This is a genomic window from Candidatus Allofontibacter sp., from assembly GCF_040404065.1.
In the GTDB taxonomy this organism is placed as follows: Bacteria; Pseudomonadota; Alphaproteobacteria; order Pelagibacterales; family Pelagibacteraceae; genus Fontibacterium.
Genome location: NZ_JBBAJM010000001.1, coordinates 653,370 through 670,939 on the forward strand (window position 1 = coordinate 653,370; position 17,570 = coordinate 670,939).

General features: G+C 32.0%; 17 protein-coding genes. All 17 read left to right on the forward strand.

What is annotated here, in order from left to right; all coding sequences use genetic code 11:
• The first annotated feature begins 1 nt into the window (after position 1).
• Genes AC8IG9_RS03455 through proS form a run of 17 tightly spaced genes read left to right on the forward strand, consistent with a single transcriptional unit; the run spans position 2 to position 17,569 of the window.
• Complete coding sequence (locus tag AC8IG9_RS03455; protein WP_507425427.1) at positions 2-586, forward strand: NADH-quinone oxidoreductase subunit C; 585 nt, start codon at positions 2-4, stop codon at positions 584-586.
• Positions 586-1,761 (forward strand): NADH-quinone oxidoreductase subunit D, encoded by a 1,176-nt coding sequence (locus AC8IG9_RS03460; RefSeq protein ID WP_507425428.1) that lies wholly within the window; start codon positions 586-588, stop codon positions 1,759-1,761. Before AC8IG9_RS03455 ends, AC8IG9_RS03460 begins: the two co-directional genes overlap by 1 nt.
• Positions 1,758-2,354 carry an NADH-quinone oxidoreductase subunit NuoE gene (gene nuoE, locus AC8IG9_RS03465; RefSeq protein ID WP_507425429.1) on the forward strand — a complete coding sequence of 199 codons (597 nt, stop codon included), beginning with the start codon at positions 1,758-1,760 and terminating at the stop codon, positions 2,352-2,354. Before AC8IG9_RS03460 ends, nuoE begins: the two co-directional genes overlap by 4 nt.
• Positions 2,355-3,626 carry an NADH-quinone oxidoreductase subunit NuoF gene (nuoF, locus tag AC8IG9_RS03470; RefSeq protein ID WP_507425430.1) on the forward strand — a complete coding sequence of 424 codons (1,272 nt, stop codon included), beginning with the start codon at positions 2,355-2,357 and terminating at the stop codon, positions 3,624-3,626. It begins immediately after the preceding gene.
• Entirely contained in the window at positions 3,627-5,666 is a 2,040-nt protein-coding gene (gene nuoG, locus AC8IG9_RS03475) for an NADH-quinone oxidoreductase subunit NuoG (RefSeq protein WP_507425431.1), read from the forward strand.
• Positions 5,666-6,667, forward strand: coding sequence for an NADH-quinone oxidoreductase subunit NuoH (nuoH, locus tag AC8IG9_RS03480; protein WP_507425432.1), 1,002 nt, complete (start codon positions 5,666-5,668; stop codon positions 6,665-6,667). The genes nuoG and nuoH overlap by 1 nt, the downstream gene beginning before the upstream one ends.
• Before the next feature lie 2 nt (positions 6,668-6,669).
• Positions 6,670-7,155 (forward strand): NADH-quinone oxidoreductase subunit NuoI, encoded by a 486-nt coding sequence (gene nuoI, locus AC8IG9_RS03485; protein WP_507425901.1) that lies wholly within the window; start codon positions 6,670-6,672, stop codon positions 7,153-7,155.
• The gene (locus tag AC8IG9_RS03490) at positions 7,152-7,772 is read left to right on the forward strand and encodes an NADH-quinone oxidoreductase subunit J (RefSeq protein WP_507425433.1); all 621 of its coding nucleotides are present in this window, start codon (positions 7,152-7,154) and stop codon (positions 7,770-7,772) included. The genes nuoI and AC8IG9_RS03490 overlap by 4 nt, the downstream gene beginning before the upstream one ends.
• Entirely contained in the window at positions 7,768-8,076 is a 309-nt protein-coding gene (gene nuoK / locus AC8IG9_RS03495) for an NADH-quinone oxidoreductase subunit NuoK (RefSeq protein WP_029206237.1), read from the forward strand. Before AC8IG9_RS03490 ends, nuoK begins: the two co-directional genes overlap by 5 nt.
• Positions 8,077-9,981 carry an NADH-quinone oxidoreductase subunit L gene (nuoL, locus tag AC8IG9_RS03500; protein WP_507425434.1) on the forward strand — a complete coding sequence of 635 codons (1,905 nt, stop codon included), beginning with the start codon at positions 8,077-8,079 and terminating at the stop codon, positions 9,979-9,981. It abuts the gene before it with no gap.
• Position 9,982: 1 nt separating this feature from the next.
• A complete protein-coding gene (locus tag AC8IG9_RS03505; RefSeq protein ID WP_507425435.1) occupies positions 9,983-11,461 on the forward strand; it encodes an NADH-quinone oxidoreductase subunit M in 1,479 nt (492 codons plus the stop codon).
• Positions 11,458-12,867 carry an NADH-quinone oxidoreductase subunit NuoN gene (gene nuoN / locus AC8IG9_RS03510; protein ID WP_507425436.1) on the forward strand — a complete coding sequence of 470 codons (1,410 nt, stop codon included), beginning with the start codon at positions 11,458-11,460 and terminating at the stop codon, positions 12,865-12,867. Before AC8IG9_RS03505 ends, nuoN begins: the two co-directional genes overlap by 4 nt.
• Positions 12,868-13,566, forward strand: coding sequence for a biotin--[acetyl-CoA-carboxylase] ligase (locus tag AC8IG9_RS03515; RefSeq protein ID WP_507425437.1), 699 nt, complete (start codon positions 12,868-12,870; stop codon positions 13,564-13,566).
• On the forward strand, positions 13,563-14,324 hold the full coding sequence (locus tag AC8IG9_RS03520; RefSeq protein WP_507425438.1) for a type III pantothenate kinase: 762 nt from the start codon (positions 13,563-13,565) through the stop codon (positions 14,322-14,324). Before AC8IG9_RS03515 ends, AC8IG9_RS03520 begins: the two co-directional genes overlap by 4 nt.
• On the forward strand, positions 14,324-15,991 hold the full coding sequence (locus AC8IG9_RS03525; RefSeq protein ID WP_507425439.1) for a ribonuclease J: 1,668 nt from the start codon (positions 14,324-14,326) through the stop codon (positions 15,989-15,991). The genes AC8IG9_RS03520 and AC8IG9_RS03525 overlap by 1 nt, the downstream gene beginning before the upstream one ends.
• A gap of 4 nt (positions 15,992-15,995) precedes the next feature.
• On the forward strand, positions 15,996-16,247 hold the full coding sequence (locus AC8IG9_RS03530) for a DUF1467 family protein (protein ID WP_507425440.1): 252 nt from the start codon (positions 15,996-15,998) through the stop codon (positions 16,245-16,247).
• Positions 16,247-17,569: a proline--tRNA ligase gene (gene proS, locus AC8IG9_RS03535; RefSeq protein ID WP_507425441.1), complete on the forward strand. Its 1,323-nt coding sequence runs from the start codon at positions 16,247-16,249 to the stop codon at positions 17,567-17,569. The genes AC8IG9_RS03530 and proS overlap by 1 nt, the downstream gene beginning before the upstream one ends.
• The last annotated feature ends 1 nt before the right edge of the window (position 17,570 follow it).

Genomic DNA, 17,570 nt, shown 5'->3' on the forward strand with positions numbered 1-17,570 from the left:
TATGCAAAAAGTAAATCTAGATGTGAATATAAAAAATGAATTTAAATCTTTAAATATTACTGAAAATTTTTCAGAGCCTGTTCTAGAGGTCTCTACAAAAGAGTTGCCAGGTTTATTAATTTATTTACGAGATAATAAAAATTTAAGATTTAGACAGCTTATTGATATTTTAGGTGTGGATTATCCAAAACGTGCAAACAGATTTGATGTTATTTATTTATTGTTAAGTCATGAATTTAATAACCGAATTACAGTTAAGGTTTCTGTAAAATTAGATGAGGCTCTGCCAAGTGTGGTGCCTATTTTTCCAGTAGCCAATTGGTTTGAAAGAGAAGCTTTCGATATGTATGGGATTAAATTTACAGATCACCCAGATCTTAGACGAATTCTTACTGATTATGAATTCGAAGGCTACCCTCTTCGAAAAGACTTTCCTTTATCAGGTCATACAGAGGTTCGTTATGACGATGAAGTTAAAAGAGTTGTTTATGAACCAGTAAAATTACCACAAGCGTATCGTGATTTTGATTTTGAATCTCCTTGGGAGGGAACAAAATATATTAAGAAAGAAACGGATAAGAGGTAATGGCAAAAGAAACAAAAACAATGAATCTAAACTTTGGTCCGCAGCATCCTGCGGCACACGGAGTTTTAAGATTAATTCTTGAGCTCGATGGTGAAGTTATTGAAAGAGCAGATCCACATATTGGACTACTTCATAGAGGAACAGAAAAATTAATTGAAAATAAAACTTATACTCAAGCCGTTCCTTACTTTGATAGATTAGATTACGTTGCGCCTATGAACCAAGAGCATGCATTCGCTCTTGCTATTGAAAAATTATTAGACATTAAAGTTCCAATACGAGCAAGTTACATTCGAGTGATCTTCTGCGAGATTGGAAGAATTTTAAGTCACATTTTAAATATTACAACGCAAGCATTAGATGTTGGTGCATTAACTCCTTCTCTTTGGGGATTTGAAGAGAGAGAAAAATTAATGGTGTTTTATGAAAGAGTTTCTGGATCTCGTCTGCATGCAAACTATTTTAGACCAGGTGGAGTGCACCAAGATTTTCCAGTTGGACTTAAAGAAGATATTTTAGATTTTTGTAAACACTTTCCAAAAGTAATTGATGATTTAGAAAATTTATTAACTGACAATAGAATTTTTAAACAAAGAAACGTTGATATTGGAATTGTAACTCCACAAGATGCGGTTGCCCTTGGTTTTTCTGGGGTTATGTTAAGAGGGTCTGGAATCGCTTGGGATCTAAGACGATCTCAGCCTTATGAAGTGTACGATAAATTTAAATTTAAATTACCTCTTGGAAAAAACGGAGATTGTTACGATAGATATCTTTGTAGAATTGAAGAGATGAGAGAAAGCACAAAAATTATTATTGATGCTTTAAATAATCTTCCAGAAGGACCTGTAATGACAACGGATGGAAAAGTATCTCCACCTTCAAGAGCTGCAATGAAGAAATCAATGGAGGCTTTAATTCATCACTTTAAATTATTTACAGAAGGTTACCATGTTCCAAAAGGTGAAGTGTATGCTAGTGTAGAAGCACCTAAAGGAGAATTTGGAGTTTATTTAATTGCAGATGGTTCTAACAAACCATATCGATGCAAAATTAAAGCACCTGGCTTTGCCCACTTGCAGGCAATGGATTATGTGGTCAAAGGTCATATGTTAGCAGACGTTCCTGCTGTTCTTGGTTCAATGGATATTGTGTTTGGGGAGATTGATCGATGAGTGGAAAACACGTTGCAAAAGATCAGCCTGCTATATTTGAATTCAATGCAGTAAATCAAAAACGAATTCAGGAAATTTTAAAAAAATATCCTCCAGACCGAAAAAAGAGTGCAGTAATGCCACTTTTAGATCTCGCTCAAAGACAACACGATAACTGGATCCCAAATGTTGCAATTAAAAAAATCGGTGAGATTTTAGAAGTTCCGTACATAAAAGTTTATGAAGTTGCAACTTTCTACACGATGTACAATTTAGCACCTGTTGGAAAATACTTTATACAAGTTTGTACTACATCGCCATGTATGATCAGAGGATCAGGAAAGATTGTTGATCTTTGCAAAAAGCATATTTCAGAAAAAGAAGGAAAATTAAGCGATGATCAAAAATCATCTTGGATTGAAGTTGAGTGTTTAGGTGCATGCGTTAGCGCTCCGATGATGCAGATTAATGATGATTTTTACGAAGATCTAACTGAAGAGACGGCTACTAAAATTTTTCAAGGAATTAAAAACGATAAATTACCAAAACCAGGCTCACAAAAAGGACGAGTTGGGTTTGAACCAAGTAAACGATTAACTTTAGTAAAAAATTAAATGTTACAAGACAAAGATAGAATATTTACAAATTTATACGGAGATTTCGGTAGAGATGTTCAGTCAGCAAAAACTCGTGGTGACTGGAAGGATACAAAAGAAATTATTGCAAAAGGTAAAGATTGGATCATTAACGAAGTAAAACTTTCAGAACTTCGTGGACGTGGAGGAGCTGGATTTCCAACTGGAATGAAATGGTCTTTTGCTCCTAAAGAAGTAAAACCAGGTCGTCCTCATTACTTAGTTATTAATGCTGACGAGTCAGAGCCTGGAACATGTAAAGACAGAGATATTTTAAGATTTGAACCGCAAAAATTAATTGAAGGCTGTTTAATAGCTTCATACACAGTCAATGCTAACACTTGTTACGTTTATATTCGCGGTGAATACTTTGCTGAAAGTAAAATATTACAAGAAGCTATTGATGAGGCTTATAAAAATGGATTGATTGGTAAAAATGCTAGCGGTACAGGATTTGATTTTGATATGCATATTCATCTTGGCGCAGGCGCTTACATTTGCGGAGAAGAAACGGCGTTACTTGAAAGTTTAGAGGGTAACAAAGGTCAACCAAGATTAAAACCACCGTTCCCAGCTTTAATAGGTCTTTATGGATGTCCAACTATTGTAAACAATGTTGAAACCATTGCGGTAGTACCAACGATATTAAGAAGAGGTGGAAAATGGTTTGCAGGATTTGGCAGACCCAAAAACACAGGTACAAAAATTTTCTGTATTTCTGGAAACGTAAACAATCCATGTAATGTTGAAGAAGAAATGGGTGTTTCTTTAAAAGATTTAATTGAAAAACATGCAGGCGGAGTAATCGGTGGTTGGGATAATTTGCAAGCAGTAATCCCAGGCGGATCATCAATGCCACTACTAAGCAAAAAAATTTGTGACACTATAAAAATGGATTTTGACTCTTTAGTTGAAGTTAAAAGCGGTCTTGGAACTGCTGGAATTGTTGTAATCGATAAGTCTCAAGATATTGTTAAATGCATAGCCAGAATAGCGAGATTTTATAAGCACGAAAGTTGCGGTCAATGTACCCCATGCAGAGAAGGATCTGGTTGGATGTGGAGAATGTTAGAGCGAATTGCAAAAGGGGATGCTGAAGTTGCGGAACTAGACATGTTAATGGATGTAACAAAACAAATCGAAGGTCACACTATTTGTGCATTTGGAGAAGGATCATCTTGGCCAGTTCAAGGTCTGTTAAGACACTTTAGAGCAGAGATGGAAGAAAGATTAACTCATAAAAATATATAGATGGTAAAAGTTAAAGTAGATGGAATTGAAGTAGAAGTGCAACCAGGCGCAACAGTATTACAAGCTTGCGAAGTTGCTGGAAAAGAAATTCCAAGATTTTGTTATCACGAAAGATTATCCATCGCTGGTAATTGCAGAATGTGTTTAGTAGAGATGGAAAAATCTCCAAAACCTGTTGCATCGTGCGCAATGCCAGTAGCTGACGGACAAGTTATTTATACAAATACTGAGATGGTAAAAAAAGCAAGACAAGGCGTAATGGAATTCTTACTTATCAATCACCCATTAGACTGTCCTATTTGCGATCAAGGAGGAGAATGTGATCTTCAAGATCAGTCAATGAAGTATGGTGTTGATAAATCTAGATACGAATTAAATAAAAGATCAGTAAAAGAAAAATACATGGGACCGTTAATTAAAACGGTTATGACAAGATGTATTCATTGCACTCGTTGTGTGCGATTTGCAGAAGAGATTGCAGGTGTTCCAGAAATTGGCGCGATTAATCGTGGTGAGAATATGGAGATTACAACTTATTTGGAAAAAACTTTAGATTCAGAATTATCAGCAAACGTAATTGATCTTTGTCCAGTAGGAGCTTTAACTTCAAAACCTTATGCCTTTGAAGCAAGACCTTGGGAGTTAACTAAAACTGAAAGTATCGATGTCATGGATGCTGTTGGTTCTAATATTCGAGTAGATACAAAAGGTTGGGAAGTTAAAAGAATTTTACCAAGAGTGAACGAAGAAATAAACGAAGAATGGATTTCTGATAAAACTCGTTATGCTTGCGATGGGTTATTAAAAAATAGAATTGATACACCTTACATTAAAGTTAATGGAAAACTTCAGTCTTGCAGTTGGGATAATGCATTTAAATATATTTTTGAAAAAACAAAAGATTTTTCTGGAGATAAAGCTTTCGGAGTAGTTGGAGATCTTATTGATGTTGAAAGCATGTATATGTTCAAAAAATTTTTTAAAGATGTTTTATCATCTGACAATATAGATTTTAGACAGTCTAATTATTTTATCGATCCATCAAACAAAGCTAATTACTTATTCAACACATCTATCGCTCGTTTAGAAGAAGCTGATTTAGTAGTTTTAGTTGGATCTAATCCAAGATTAGAAGCTCCAATCTTAAATGCTAGAATTAGAAAAGCACATTTAGCTAGAAAAACTAAGGTTTATTCTATCGGTAACGTAGGTGATCTTACTTACCCTCATGAGAATGTAGGTTCTTCTCTTTCTATTCTTTCTGATGTTTTAGGAAAAAATCATAAAATTTATAACAGTTTTAAATCTGCAAAAAAACCAGTATTTATTATTGGTGAATCTGGATTAAGCGGAGCAAACGGAGAGTTTGTTTTAGAAACAGTTAAGAAGATTTTAAAAGATAATAATTTTTTAAATTCAGAGTGGAATGGATTAAATATTCTTCATAATAACGCTTCAAGCGTTGGAGCAATTTATCTAAATTTAATTAAAAATAATTTCTTAGAAAAATTAAACGATAGTAATTCAAAACTAATTTATCTTCTAGGTGCTGACCAAGTTAAAATTAATCCTAAAGGTAACTTCATAATCTATCAGGGATCTCATGGTGGATTAAACAGCACTATAGCAAATGTAGTATTGCCAGGTGCAGCTTACACGGAAAAAAATGGTTTCTATGTTAACACTGAAGGAAGAGTGCAGGATGCCAAAAAAGCAAGTTTCCCTCCAGGAGAAGGTAAAGAAGACTGGAAAATTTTAAGAGCGATGTCAGATGTATTTAAAAAAACAATCGATATTAATACTCATTCAATTTTAAGAGAGCAATTATTTAAAGACTATCCAGTATTTAAAGAACTGGATCAATTACCAAAATCTTCAGCTGACACACTAGCTTTTAAAAATGTATCTCAAGATAAAGGAGATCTTAAAATTAATGATTTTGATTTTTACTTCTCAAACATAATTGCTGCATCTTCAAAAACGATGCATGAATGTAAGGATGCAAAAATTATATTACAAAAAACAGGAACAGATAATTAATGTTTTTAGATTATTTAAATATAGTTCTTTATGATCTTTTAAAGATCGTAGCATTACTTGTCCCAGTTCTAATTGCTGTAGCAATGATTGTTTGGGTAGACAGACGAGTTTGGGGGGCTGTTCAACTTCGAAAAGGACCAAACGTGGTTGGTCCTTTTGGTTTACTTCAGACAGGAGCCGATGCGCTTAAATATATTTTTAAAGAAGTAATTATTCCAACGCACGCAAACAAAGTTATCTTTATAATCGCTCCAATCGTAACTATGTCTTTAGCGTTAATTGCTTGGGCAGTTATTCCATTTAGCGAAACTTTAGTACTTGCAAATATTAATGTTGGAATTCTTTACATCTTTGCGGTGTCTTCTCTTGGAGTTTACGGAATTATTATGGCAGGTTGGGCGTCTAACTCTAAGTATCCATTCTTAGGAGCCTTAAGATCTGCAGCGCAGATGGTTTCATATGAGGTTTCAATTGGCTTTATTATAATAAATGTATTGCTGTGTGCGGGTTCACTAAACCTTGTTGATATCGTGCTTGCGCAGAAGAATATTTGGTACGCAATCCCATTATTTCCAATGTTTGTTATCTTTTTTATCTCTGCATTAGCTGAAACAAATAGACCTCCATTTGATTTGCCAGAAGCAGAAGCAGAACTTGTTGCAGGTTACCAAACTGAATATTCAGGAATGATGTACGCATTATTCTGGTTAGGCGAGTATGCGAATATTTTATTATTATGTGGTTTAGGTTCAGTTTTATTTTTAGGTGGATGGTTGTCACCCATTGATGCTTATCCGTTTAATGTAGTGCCAGCGCCTCTTTGGCTTGTTTTTAAAATATTATTTTTATTTATCTTGTTTGCTTTAGTGAAAGCTATTGTGCCTCGATATCGTTATGATCAGTTAATGCGATTAGGTTGGAAAGTATTCTTACCATTCTCATTATTCTGGGTAGTTTTAACGGCTTCGTTTTTATATTTTTTTAACTTATTACCACAATGAAAATAAAATTTTCTAGAATATTAAAAATAATTTTTTTATCTGAGTTTGTAAAAGCACTTTATCTTGCTTTTATTTACATGTTTAAAAAAAGAGCAACTATCAATTATCCATTTGAAAAAGGTCCGATCAGTCCAAGATTTAGAGGAGAACATGCTTTAAGAAGGTATCCGGACGGAGAAGAAAGATGTATCGCTTGTAAATTATGCGAAGCAGTTTGTCCTGCGCAAGCTATCACAATTGAAGCTGAACCTAGAGAAGATGGGTCAAGAAGAACAACACGATATGACATTGATATGTTAAAATGTATTTATTGTGGATTATGTCAAGAGTCTTGTCCTGTTGATGCGATTGTTCAAGGACCTAATTTTGAATTTGCTACAGAGACCAGAGAAGAACTTTACTACAATAAAGAAAAACTTTTAGAAAACGGCGACAAGTGGGAAAAAGAATTAGCTCATAATATTAGAGTAGACAAATCATTTAGATGATAGCGCACGCATTAATTTTTTACGTATTGTCAGCGATTACTATTCTTTCAAGCATTATGGTTATCTCTTCAAAAAATACAGTGCATTCAGTTTTCTTTTTAATTTTAGCATTTGTAAACGTTTCTTGTTTATTTATAATGATAGGCGCTGAATTTGTCGGAATGATCTTACTGATTGTTTATGTTGGAGCTGTTGCGGTGTTATTTTTATTCGTGGTGATGATGTTAGAGGGGAACTTTACTAAAGTTAAACAAGGTTTTCTTCAATACATACCATTTGGATTTTTTATTGCAGCAGTAATATTTTTTGAATTAATAATTATTATTGGTAGTTGGCAGTACAGACCTGAGTTCATTAATACTTCAAAAATTGTATACGATTCAAAGGATACAAACACACAGCAAATTGGAAAACTACTTTACACAGATTATTTTTTACCATTTCAGCTTTCTGGTGTGATCTTATTAATCGCAATGATAGGAGCTATTTTACTTACTTTTAGACGTAGAGATAACCTTAGAAGACAAGATATTTTAAAACAGTCCTCTCGTGAACGCGAGGATTCAATTTATCTTGTAGATGTTGAAAGTAATAAAGGATTAAAGATTGATGATTGAGATTACTTTAGCTCATTACTTATTCTTATCTGCAATCATTTTTACATTAGGGGTGTTTGGAATTTTCGTTAACCGTAAAAACGTGATCGTTATTCTAATGTCTATTGAGTTAATCTTATTATCAGTAAACATTAACATGGTTGCCTTCTCAGTTTATTTGCAAAATATAACAGGGCAAATCTTTACACTCTTTATATTAACGGTTGCTGCTGCAGAAGCTGCAATCGGTCTTGCCATACTTGTAGTGTTCTTCAGAAATAGAGGATCTATTCAAGTTGAAGATATTAACTCGATGAAAGGTTAAATGATTTATTCAATATTATTTCTACCTTTGCTTGGATCGTTTATCTCAGCTTTTTTTTATAAAAAAATTGGCGAAATTGCATGTCAGATTATAACATCTGCGTTTGTTGTATTAGGTGCAATTTTTTCATCTCTTATTTTAATTGAAACTATTAAGACGGGAAAAGTTTACCAACTTCCTCTATTTGATTGGATTAGTTCTGGATCTTTAAAACTTCATTGGTCAATTTATGTAGATTCATTAACTGCTGTTATGTTAGTTGTTGTAAATTCTGTTTCAGCTTTAGTTCATATATATTCGATTGGTTATATGAGTCACGATCCTCATAAACCAAGATTTATGTCTTACCTTTCTCTTTTCACATTTGCGATGTTGTCATTAATTACTGCAGATAATTTTTTACAATTATTCTTTGGTTGGGAAGGTGTTGGACTTGCTTCTTATTTATTAATTGGTTTCTGGTTTAAAAAAGAATCTGCAAACAATGCTTCGATGAAAGCGTTTATCGTTAACAGAGTGGGTGATCTTGGTCTGTTGATTGCAATGTTTTTAATTTTTAAAACTTTTGGAACTTTAACTTTTAGTGAAGTCTTTTCACAAGCTGCAACTCAGTCAAAAAACAGTGTGTATATTTTTGGAGGTGATTACAATTTAATTACAACTATTTGTGTATTCTTATTTATTGGAGCGATGGGAAAATCAGCGCAAATTATCTTACATACTTGGCTTCCAGATGCCATGGAAGGACCAACACCTGTATCGGCATTAATCCATGCTGCAACCATGGTAACAGCCGGAGTGTTTTTAGTTGCTAGATGTTCACCTTTGTTTGAATACTCACAATACGCTTTGAACTTAGTTGCATTCGTTGGCGCAACAACAGCAATCTTTGCAGCATCGATTGCAATCGTTCAAACAGATATCAAAAGAATTATCGCTTATTCAACGTGTAGTCAGTTAGGTTACATGTTTTTTGCTGCTGGAATGGGCGCTTACAACGTTGCTATATTTCACTTATTTACGCACGCTTTCTTTAAAGCTCTTTTATTCTTAGGAGCAGGTTCAGTTATTCATGCATTCCACGATGAACAGAACATTGAAAAAATGGGCGGAGTTTGGAAAAAAATTCCACTGACTTATGTTTTGATGTTAATCGGCACACTTGCATTAACAGGATTCCCATTGCTAGCAGGATTTTATTCAAAAGATGCAATTATAGAATCTGCTTATTTCTCTAAGAGTTTATTCTCAGGGTACGCATTTGTAATTGGAATTGTGACCGCTTTTATTACTTCAGTTTATTCTTGGAGATTAATTTTTAAAACTTTTCACGGTAAATATAATAACAGCATGAGTTTTGATAAAGTTCATGAGTCAGGACCTGTTATGTTAATTCCTTTATTATTGCTTGCAGTAGGAGCAATATTTTCAGGTTATGTATTCCATGAAATATTTATTGGGGAAAAAACTGAATTCTGGGGTAAAGCTATATTTTTCTTAAATCACGTTGAACACGGACATCCACCAATGTGGTTAATTATTTTAGTTCCGACATTAGTTATTTCATCAATTCCACTTTCATTTATTTTATTTTTAAAGAGAAAAGAAATCGTTGAGAGCTTTGTATCGACTAACAAACCAATTCATACATTCTTAGTTAAGAAATGGTACTTTGATGAATTATATGATTTAGTTTTTGTAAGAACTTTTAAAAATATTGGAACATTCCTTTGGCAAAAAGGAGATGTGAATACTATCGACGGTTATGGTCCAGATGGTGTTGCAAAAATTGTAAAAAAAATATCTGAACAAGCAAGCAAAGTTCAGTCTGGTTACTTATATCATTATGCAACAGTAATTCTTGTAGGACTTTCTTTAATTATAACTTTTTTAATTTTTATCTAATATGAACTTTCCAATTTTATCTTTCTTAACTTTCTTTCCTTTAATTGGAGTTGTTTTAATTCTTCTTAAAAGAGGCACAGAAGACACTACTTCGCGTTTTTCTAAAAATATTGCAATTATTTTTTCTATTATTAATTTTTTCGTTTCTTTGTTGTTATGGATTAAATTTGATTTAAAAAATCTAGGTTTTCAATTTGTTGAAGAGTCAAAATGGATTAAAAACTTTGTTTCTTACAAAATGGGAATCGATGGAATTTCGATATTCTTAGTAATACTTACAACTTTTATTTCACCGCTCTGTATATTCGCAGCCATCAACAGCTTAAAGAAAAGAATTAAAGAATTTTTAATAGCAATTCTAATCATGCAAACTTTTATGATCGGAGTTTTTTGCGCATTAGATTTGTTTTTATTCTTCTTATTCTTTGAAGGTGGATTAATTCCAATGTTTTTAATTATAGGAATTTGGGGCGGAGAAAGACGAGTTTATTCAGCGTTAAAGTTCTTTTTATATACCTTTTTAGGCTCAATTTTCATGTTGATAGCAATTATTGCCATCTACTGGAATATGAACACTTTAGATGTTGTTAAATTAATGGAATCTAAAATTCCTGATAATTTGCAATATTGGATGTGGTTTGGTTTTTTTATTTCTTTAGCGGTTAAACTTCCTATGTGGCCTTTTCATACATGGTTACCTGATGCTCACGTTGAAGCACCAACGCCAGGATCTGTAATACTAGCTGCGATCTTACTTAAAATTTCTGGTTATGGATTCATTAGATTTTCTTTAGGACTATTTCCAATTGCATCACATTACTTTGCAAACTTTGTATTTGTGTTGAGCGTTATTGCAATTATTTATGCTTCTCTAGTTGCGCTTATGCAAAAAGATATGAAAAAGTTAATCGCTTATTCATCTGTAGCGCATATGGGATATGTAACTATCGGAATATTTTCATTTACTAAGCAAGGAATAGATGGCGCAATATTTCAAATGATTAGCCATGGATTAATTTCTTCATCTTTATTTTTATGTGTGGGTGTTTTGTATGATCGTGTACACAGCAGATTAATCCAAGATTATTCAGGCGTTGCAAATATTATGCCAAAATTTGCTTTAGTATTTGTATTCTCATCACTTGCAAACGTAGGATTACCAGGAACAAGTGGATTTGTTGGAGAGTTTTTAACTTTAATTGGAACTTTCAAAGTAAATTATATTGCATCTATTGCAGCAGCAACTGGTGTTATTTTATCAGCAGCTTATTCACTATGGCTATGTAAACGAGTTGTATTTGGTGAGTTTAAAGTTAATAATCATGGCGAAGCTTTATTAGATTTAGATAAAACAGAAATTATTATTTTATTTATGTTAGCAGTTTTAACAATTTTATTTGGCGTTTATCCAAATTTAATATTAGAGCCGATTTCATCTTCAGTAGATTTAATTGTTAAGAATATTGGGAATATAAAATGAAAAGTATTATTCCAGAACTTTTTTTGATATTAAGCTCGTTTTCTCTATTAATTGTTGGCGTATTTAGAAATACTTTTAATAAAATAATTAATTATTTAGTTGTTGGATTATTAATTATTATAATTGCATTGATTTATAATAGTTATTCAGACTCAGCTGTTTTATTTGGCAACAGCTATACTGTTGATCCTTTATCAAACTTTATGAAAATATTAGTTTTGATTTCGGTATTGTTCACAATTTTAGTTTCAAATTCTTATTTAGAAAGATCAAATATTGCAAAATTTGAGTACCCAATTATTTTATTATTATCGACACTAGGAATGTTTGTGATGATTAGTGCTAATAATCTAATTGTTTTTTATTTAGGATTAGAGCTTCAGTCTTTATGTCTTTATGTGCTTGCAGCTATTAATACTAAGTCACTTAAATCCTCTGAAGCTGGTCTTAAATACTTTGTTTTAGGCTCATTATCTTCAGGTCTCTTATTATATGGATGCTCATTAATTTACGGATTTACAGGCTCCGTTGATTACTCAGTAATTGCTAAAGTTGCTAGCGCACATAGTGGCGCTTTAAAATTTGGCTTAGTTTTTATTCTTTGTGGAATTGCATTTAAAATATCAGCGGTACCATTTCACATGTGGGCACCTGATGTTTATGAAGGTTCACCAACGTCAGTTACAACCTTCTTTGCTATGGCTCCAAAAGTTGCAGCTATTGCAGCATTGATTAAATTTTTAAGCGTTCCTTACGGAAATTTTATTGAAGAGTGGAGAGCAATTATTATTGTTCTTTCTATAGCTTCAATGTTCTTAGGGGCAGTTGCAGCGATTGGACAGAGTAATTTAAAACGACTTATGGCCTATAGCTCTATTGGTCACGTTGGATTTATTCTTGCAGGTTTATCTATCGCAACTCCAGAGTCTTTAAGTGCCGTATTAGTTTATATCGTAATCTACGTGTTTATGAATATTGGTGTGTTTGCATGCATCATGTCCCTAAACAGAAATGGAGTTTATTTTGAAAACATTTCTGACCTATCAGGGCTTTCTAAGCATCATCCAGTAATTTCTATATGCCTTACAATATTAACCTTTTCACTTGCTGGAATTCCTCCGCTTGCAGGTTTTTTTGCAAAATTTTATATCTTCTTAGCCATTATTCAGCATAAAATTTATTACCTCGCAGTCATAGGATTATTATCAGCAGTGATTGCAGCATTTTATTATTTAAGAATTATTAAAGTTATTTACTTTGATGAAGCTAAAGAAAGTTATGACAAAACCCCAAATTTTGGATTACGATTTTCTATTTTAGTATCAACTATTTTTATATTGTTTTATTTTATCGATCCATCTTCACTTAATATAATCGCTGAAAGTCTTAGTAAAAATATAAGATAAATGAGTTTGCCTATTTTTAATTTTGAAAAAATAGACAGTACTAATAATTTTGCAAGGTTATTAATTACTGAACATAAAATTTTAAAAGGAATTGTTACTGCGGACGAGCAAACAAAGGGCAGAGGTAGATACGGAAATAATTGGAACTCACCTAAAGGTAATTTGTATTTTAGTATTTTTTATCCAATTTTAAGATCTAATCTAAAAAAAATTCAGTTTCTTATTCAATTGCAAATTAGAAAAATTTTAAGGAATTACGGTGTTAAAAATATTTCTCTTAAATGGCCTAATGATATTTATGTTAATGATAAAAAAATTTGCGGAATTTTGCAGGAAAGTATTATTTTTAATAAATTTTTTTTAATTATTGGAATTGGTATCAATATAAAATCATCCCCAAAAATTAAAAAATACCCAACCACTCATTTAAATAAAGAAGCTAAAAAGAGGATCGATTTAAAAGATTTGATAGAAAAACTTAAGAAAGCTTTTGATTCTAATATTATTGATAAAAAATATTCATTTAAAAAGATTGTAAATGAGTGGAATAAACATGCTTTTAGGAAAAATAAGTTTATAAATTTTAAAATAAATAATAAGATTTATAAGGGTATTTATAGAGGTATTAATAACAACGGTGCTTTAGTTTTAGAGCACAATAACCGCAAGGTTTATTTTACGCAGGGTAGTTTAGTTTGAATTATTTAATCATAGACATTGGCAATACTAATATTGATTTTATCACTTTTAATAAGCTAACGAAAAAATATTCTAATAAATTTACTATTGATACAGTAGACGTTTTAAATAATCGTCTTGGACTTATTAATAGAAGAGTTAAAAAAAATTATTATAAAGGCGCATTATGTTCAAGCGTTGTTCCGTTAGCATTTTATCAACTAAAAAGAGCATTAAAGAAAAAAAATGTTTTCTTATCTGAAATTAAAGATCGAAATATTCATCTTCCTATTAAGATTAAATTAAAAAAACCAATGCAAGTCGGTTCAGATAGAATTGTAAACTCTATTGCAGCATTTAAAATTTATAAAAAAAATTCAATTGTTATCGATTTTGGAACTGCCACTACCTTCGATGTTGTCGTAAAAGACAGTTATATTGGCGGAATGATTACACCTGGAATCAATTTGTCATTAAAGGTTCTAAAACAGGCAACAGCTAAACTTCCGTTAATTAAATTAAAAAAAACTAACAAATACATAGGAAAAGACACTGTTAGCGCAATGAATAATGGTATGTACTGGGGTTATATTGGTTTAATTAAAGAACTTGTGCAAAAAATTATAAAAGAAACAAATAAAAAATATTTAGTTATTTTTACGGGCGGACTTGCAAATATTTTTTTTAACTCATTTCCATTTAGAGACAAAGTAATCGATCAGCAAATTACTTTAAAAGGAATAGCTGAAACTTTAAATTTTAATCTGAAAAATTTTTAATGGCTAAAGGCGGACAAGAATTAGTTTATTGCTCTCTTGGTGGAGCAGGTGAAATAGGGATGAATTTAAATTTGTTTGGTTATGGAAAACCAGGCGATTATAAATGGATTATTGTTGATATTGGAGTTACGTTTTCAGACGATAATATTCCAGGTATCGAAGTTATATTGCCAAATCCAGAATTTATCGCTAATCAAAAAGAAAATTTATTAGGAATTGTTTTGACCCACGCCCATGAAGATCATGTAGGTGCAATTGCGCATCTTTGGCCGATGTTGGAGTGTCCTATTTACGCAACTCCATTTACTGCTGCAATTGTAAAAGAAAAGTTTAAAGAAAAAAAAATTAATATCGGCAGTCATTTAAAAATTGTTAAATTAGGTGGCAATGTAAAGCTTGGAATTTTCGACATTGATTATGTCACTCTTACTCATTCTATTTTAGAACCTTGTGGACTTGCAATCACTACTCCGGAGGGAATAGTTCTTCATACTGCTGACTGGAAGATTGATGACAATCCTTTAATTGGTGAAAAAACGGATGTTAAAAAATTAACTGAGCTGGGCAAAAAAGGCGTTCTTGCCATGGTGTGCGACTCTACTAATATTTTTAATTTAGGGTCTTCTGGTTCAGAAAGCTTAGTTAGAACAGGCCTTTTAACTGTTTTAGAGAATATGAAGAATAGAATAGTCATCACTTCTTTTGCATCCAATGTTGCCCGCATGGAAACCGTTTTTAAGGTTGCTGAAAAGATAGGTAGAAAAGTTTGTTTAGTTGGAAGATCTATGGGTAGAATTTACCAACTTGCAAGACAATGTAACTATTTGCAAGATATTGAAACCCCAATTGACGTCAGGGATTCAAAAAAAATACCAAAAAATAAAATCATTTATCTTTGCACAGGTTCACAAGGAGAACAAAGAGCTGCGCTATCAAGAATAGCAAATGGGACTCACCCAGATGTTCATCTTGAAAAGAATGATAATGTTATTTTTTCATCTCGTATTATTCCAGGAAATGAAAAAAGATTATTTAAAATTTTCAATGATTTTTCAAAAAGTGAAATTCAAGTGTTATCTGAAGAAAATTCTATGATCCATGTCTCTGGTCATCCAGCACGTGAAGATTTAAAAAAAATGTACGGATGGGTTAAACCAAAGATCGCAATCCCAGTTCACGGTGAACAAAGACATATGGCAGAGCATATTAATTTTGCAAAAGAGATGGGCGTTAAATATCCAGTTAAAATTAGCAATGGAGAAATTATTAGGCTTGCACCTGGTGAACCGCAGGTGGTTGATAAAGTTACGTGGGGCAGAATTTATTTAGATGGAAAAGTTCTAATTGCTAACGACTCTCAAGTTTTAAAAGAAAGAAGAGGCATCGCATCTAATGGTTATATGGAAATTACAATTTTAATTAAGAACGGTCAGATTAAAAATAATCCTATCATTACTTTAAAAGGAATTCCTTTCTTTGAGGAAGATGCTGCCGAAATTGAGTATGATTTAGAAGATATCGTTATGGATACGTGCAAAACATTTAATTTAAATAATTCTAAGCAAGAAAAAAATATAATCGAGACTTTAAAAGGTAATTGCAGAAAATTAATAAGTGAAAAATCTGGAAAAAAACCTTTAGTAAATATTAATTTAGTTAGACTGTAGTTCTATGTCTTTTGTGGGTGGTTTTGTTATTTATGTGAATTTATGGATGATTATTTTATTCACTGTTTTACCTTTTGGAGTTGTTAATCAAGCTGATTCTACTGACTTTCAAAAAGGCACAGATCCAGGAGCTCCAATTGAATCTAAAATGAAAAAAAAAGTTTTAATAACCACGATTATAACCACTGTTATTTTTTCTTTAATCTTTGCTGCGGACAAACTAGATTTGTTTTATATTAGAAAAATATTATTTTAATGCTTATTTCAAAATTATTTTTTCCAGTTCTTAGAGAAGTATCAGCTGATGCTAAGTTAAAGTCACATCAAGTTATGTTAAAAGCTGGAATGGTTAGACAAAGTGCCGCTGGAATATATTCTTGGCTACCTTTAGGTATTAAAGTCTTAAAAAAAATTGAACAAGTGGTTAGAGAAGAGCAGAACAATATTGGTGCTCAAGAAATGTTAATGCCAACTATTCAATCTGCAGATATTTGGAAAGAAAGCGGTAGATATGATGATTATGGCGAAGAAATGCTTAGAATTAAAGATAGGCACGGACGTGAATTATTATATGGACCAACTAATGAAGAGCTAGTTACAGAAATTTTTAGAGATAACATTAAATCTTATAAAGCCTTACCGTTAATTCTTTATCATATTCAGTGGAAGTTTAGAGATGAAATTAGACCTAGATTTGGAGTGATGCGTTGCAGAGAATTTTTAATGAAAGACTCTTATTCTTTTGATCTTACTAAAGAAGACTCGATCAGATCTTATAATAAAATGTTTTATGCATATCTTCGAACATTTAATAGATTGGATTTAAAAGCTTTACCTCTGCGTGCAAGCTCAGGTCCTATTGGTGGAGATTCTTCTCACGAATTTATTATTTTAGCAGAAACAGGTGAGAGTCAGGTTTATTTAGATAAATCATTACTCGATATTGATATTAATAGTTTTGACAGTTCTGATGTCTCTATTAATAAAATGATTTCTGCATTTTCTACTCCTTATAGTGCAACAGATGAGAAGCATTCTGAAAAAGAATTTAATGAAAAGGTTTCAAAGTCAAATCAATTGGCAACAAAGGGAATTGAAGTGGGTCACATTTTTTATTTCGGTAATAAATATTCACAACCCATGAAAGCTAATGTTTTAAATAAAGAAGGAAAAAATACTAGTGTTGAGATGGGCTCCTACGGTATTGGCGTTTCAAGGTTGGTTGCCGCTGTTATAGAAGCAAAATGTCTTGATGGGGTTATGAAATGGCCTTTAATTATTTCTCCATTTGATATTGCAATTATTCCACTGAATAATAAGTCAGATAGTTCTTCTCTAGATAAAGCTCGTAAAATTTACGATGTTTTAAAAAGCAATTCTATCGATGTTATCTTAGATGATACTTTAGAAAGTCCTTCAAGCAAATTTAAAAACTTTGATTTAATGGGCGTTCCTTATCAAATCATAATCGGTTCTAAATCAAATGATGATAAACTTGAGTTTAAAGAGTTAAATGCAAAAACAGAAATGTTATCAATCGAAGAGATAATTAAAAAAATTAAAAAATTAAAAGGTTAAA

Bases quoted from the DNA above. Each gene is read 5' to 3' on its own strand.
- AC8IG9_RS03455 (WP_507425427.1), top strand. From the start codon at position 2: ATGCAAAAAGTAAATCTAGATGTGAATATAAAAAATGAATTTAAATCT.
- AC8IG9_RS03460 (WP_507425428.1), top strand. From the start codon at position 586: ATGGCAAAAGAAACAAAAACAATGAATCTAAACTTTGGTCCGCAGCAT.
- nuoE (WP_507425429.1), top strand. From the start codon at position 1,758: ATGAGTGGAAAACACGTTGCAAAAGATCAGCCTGCTATATTTGAATTC.
- nuoF (WP_507425430.1), top strand. From the start codon at position 2,355: ATGTTACAAGACAAAGATAGAATATTTACAAATTTATACGGAGATTTC.
- nuoG (WP_507425431.1), top strand. From the start codon at position 3,627: ATGGTAAAAGTTAAAGTAGATGGAATTGAAGTAGAAGTGCAACCAGGC.
- nuoH (WP_507425432.1), top strand. From the start codon at position 5,666: ATGTTTTTAGATTATTTAAATATAGTTCTTTATGATCTTTTAAAGATC.
- AC8IG9_RS03490 (WP_507425433.1), top strand. From the start codon at position 7,152: ATGATAGCGCACGCATTAATTTTTTACGTATTGTCAGCGATTACTATT.
- nuoL (WP_507425434.1), top strand. From the start codon at position 8,077: ATGATTTATTCAATATTATTTCTACCTTTGCTTGGATCGTTTATCTCA.
- AC8IG9_RS03505 (WP_507425435.1), top strand. From the start codon at position 9,983: ATGAACTTTCCAATTTTATCTTTCTTAACTTTCTTTCCTTTAATTGGA.
- nuoN (WP_507425436.1), top strand. From the start codon at position 11,458: ATGAAAAGTATTATTCCAGAACTTTTTTTGATATTAAGCTCGTTTTCT.
- AC8IG9_RS03515 (WP_507425437.1), top strand. From the start codon at position 12,868: ATGAGTTTGCCTATTTTTAATTTTGAAAAAATAGACAGTACTAATAAT.
- AC8IG9_RS03525 (WP_507425439.1), top strand. From the start codon at position 14,324: ATGGCTAAAGGCGGACAAGAATTAGTTTATTGCTCTCTTGGTGGAGCA.
- AC8IG9_RS03530 (WP_507425440.1), top strand. From the start codon at position 15,996: ATGTCTTTTGTGGGTGGTTTTGTTATTTATGTGAATTTATGGATGATT.
- proS (WP_507425441.1), top strand. From the start codon at position 16,247: ATGCTTATTTCAAAATTATTTTTTCCAGTTCTTAGAGAAGTATCAGCT.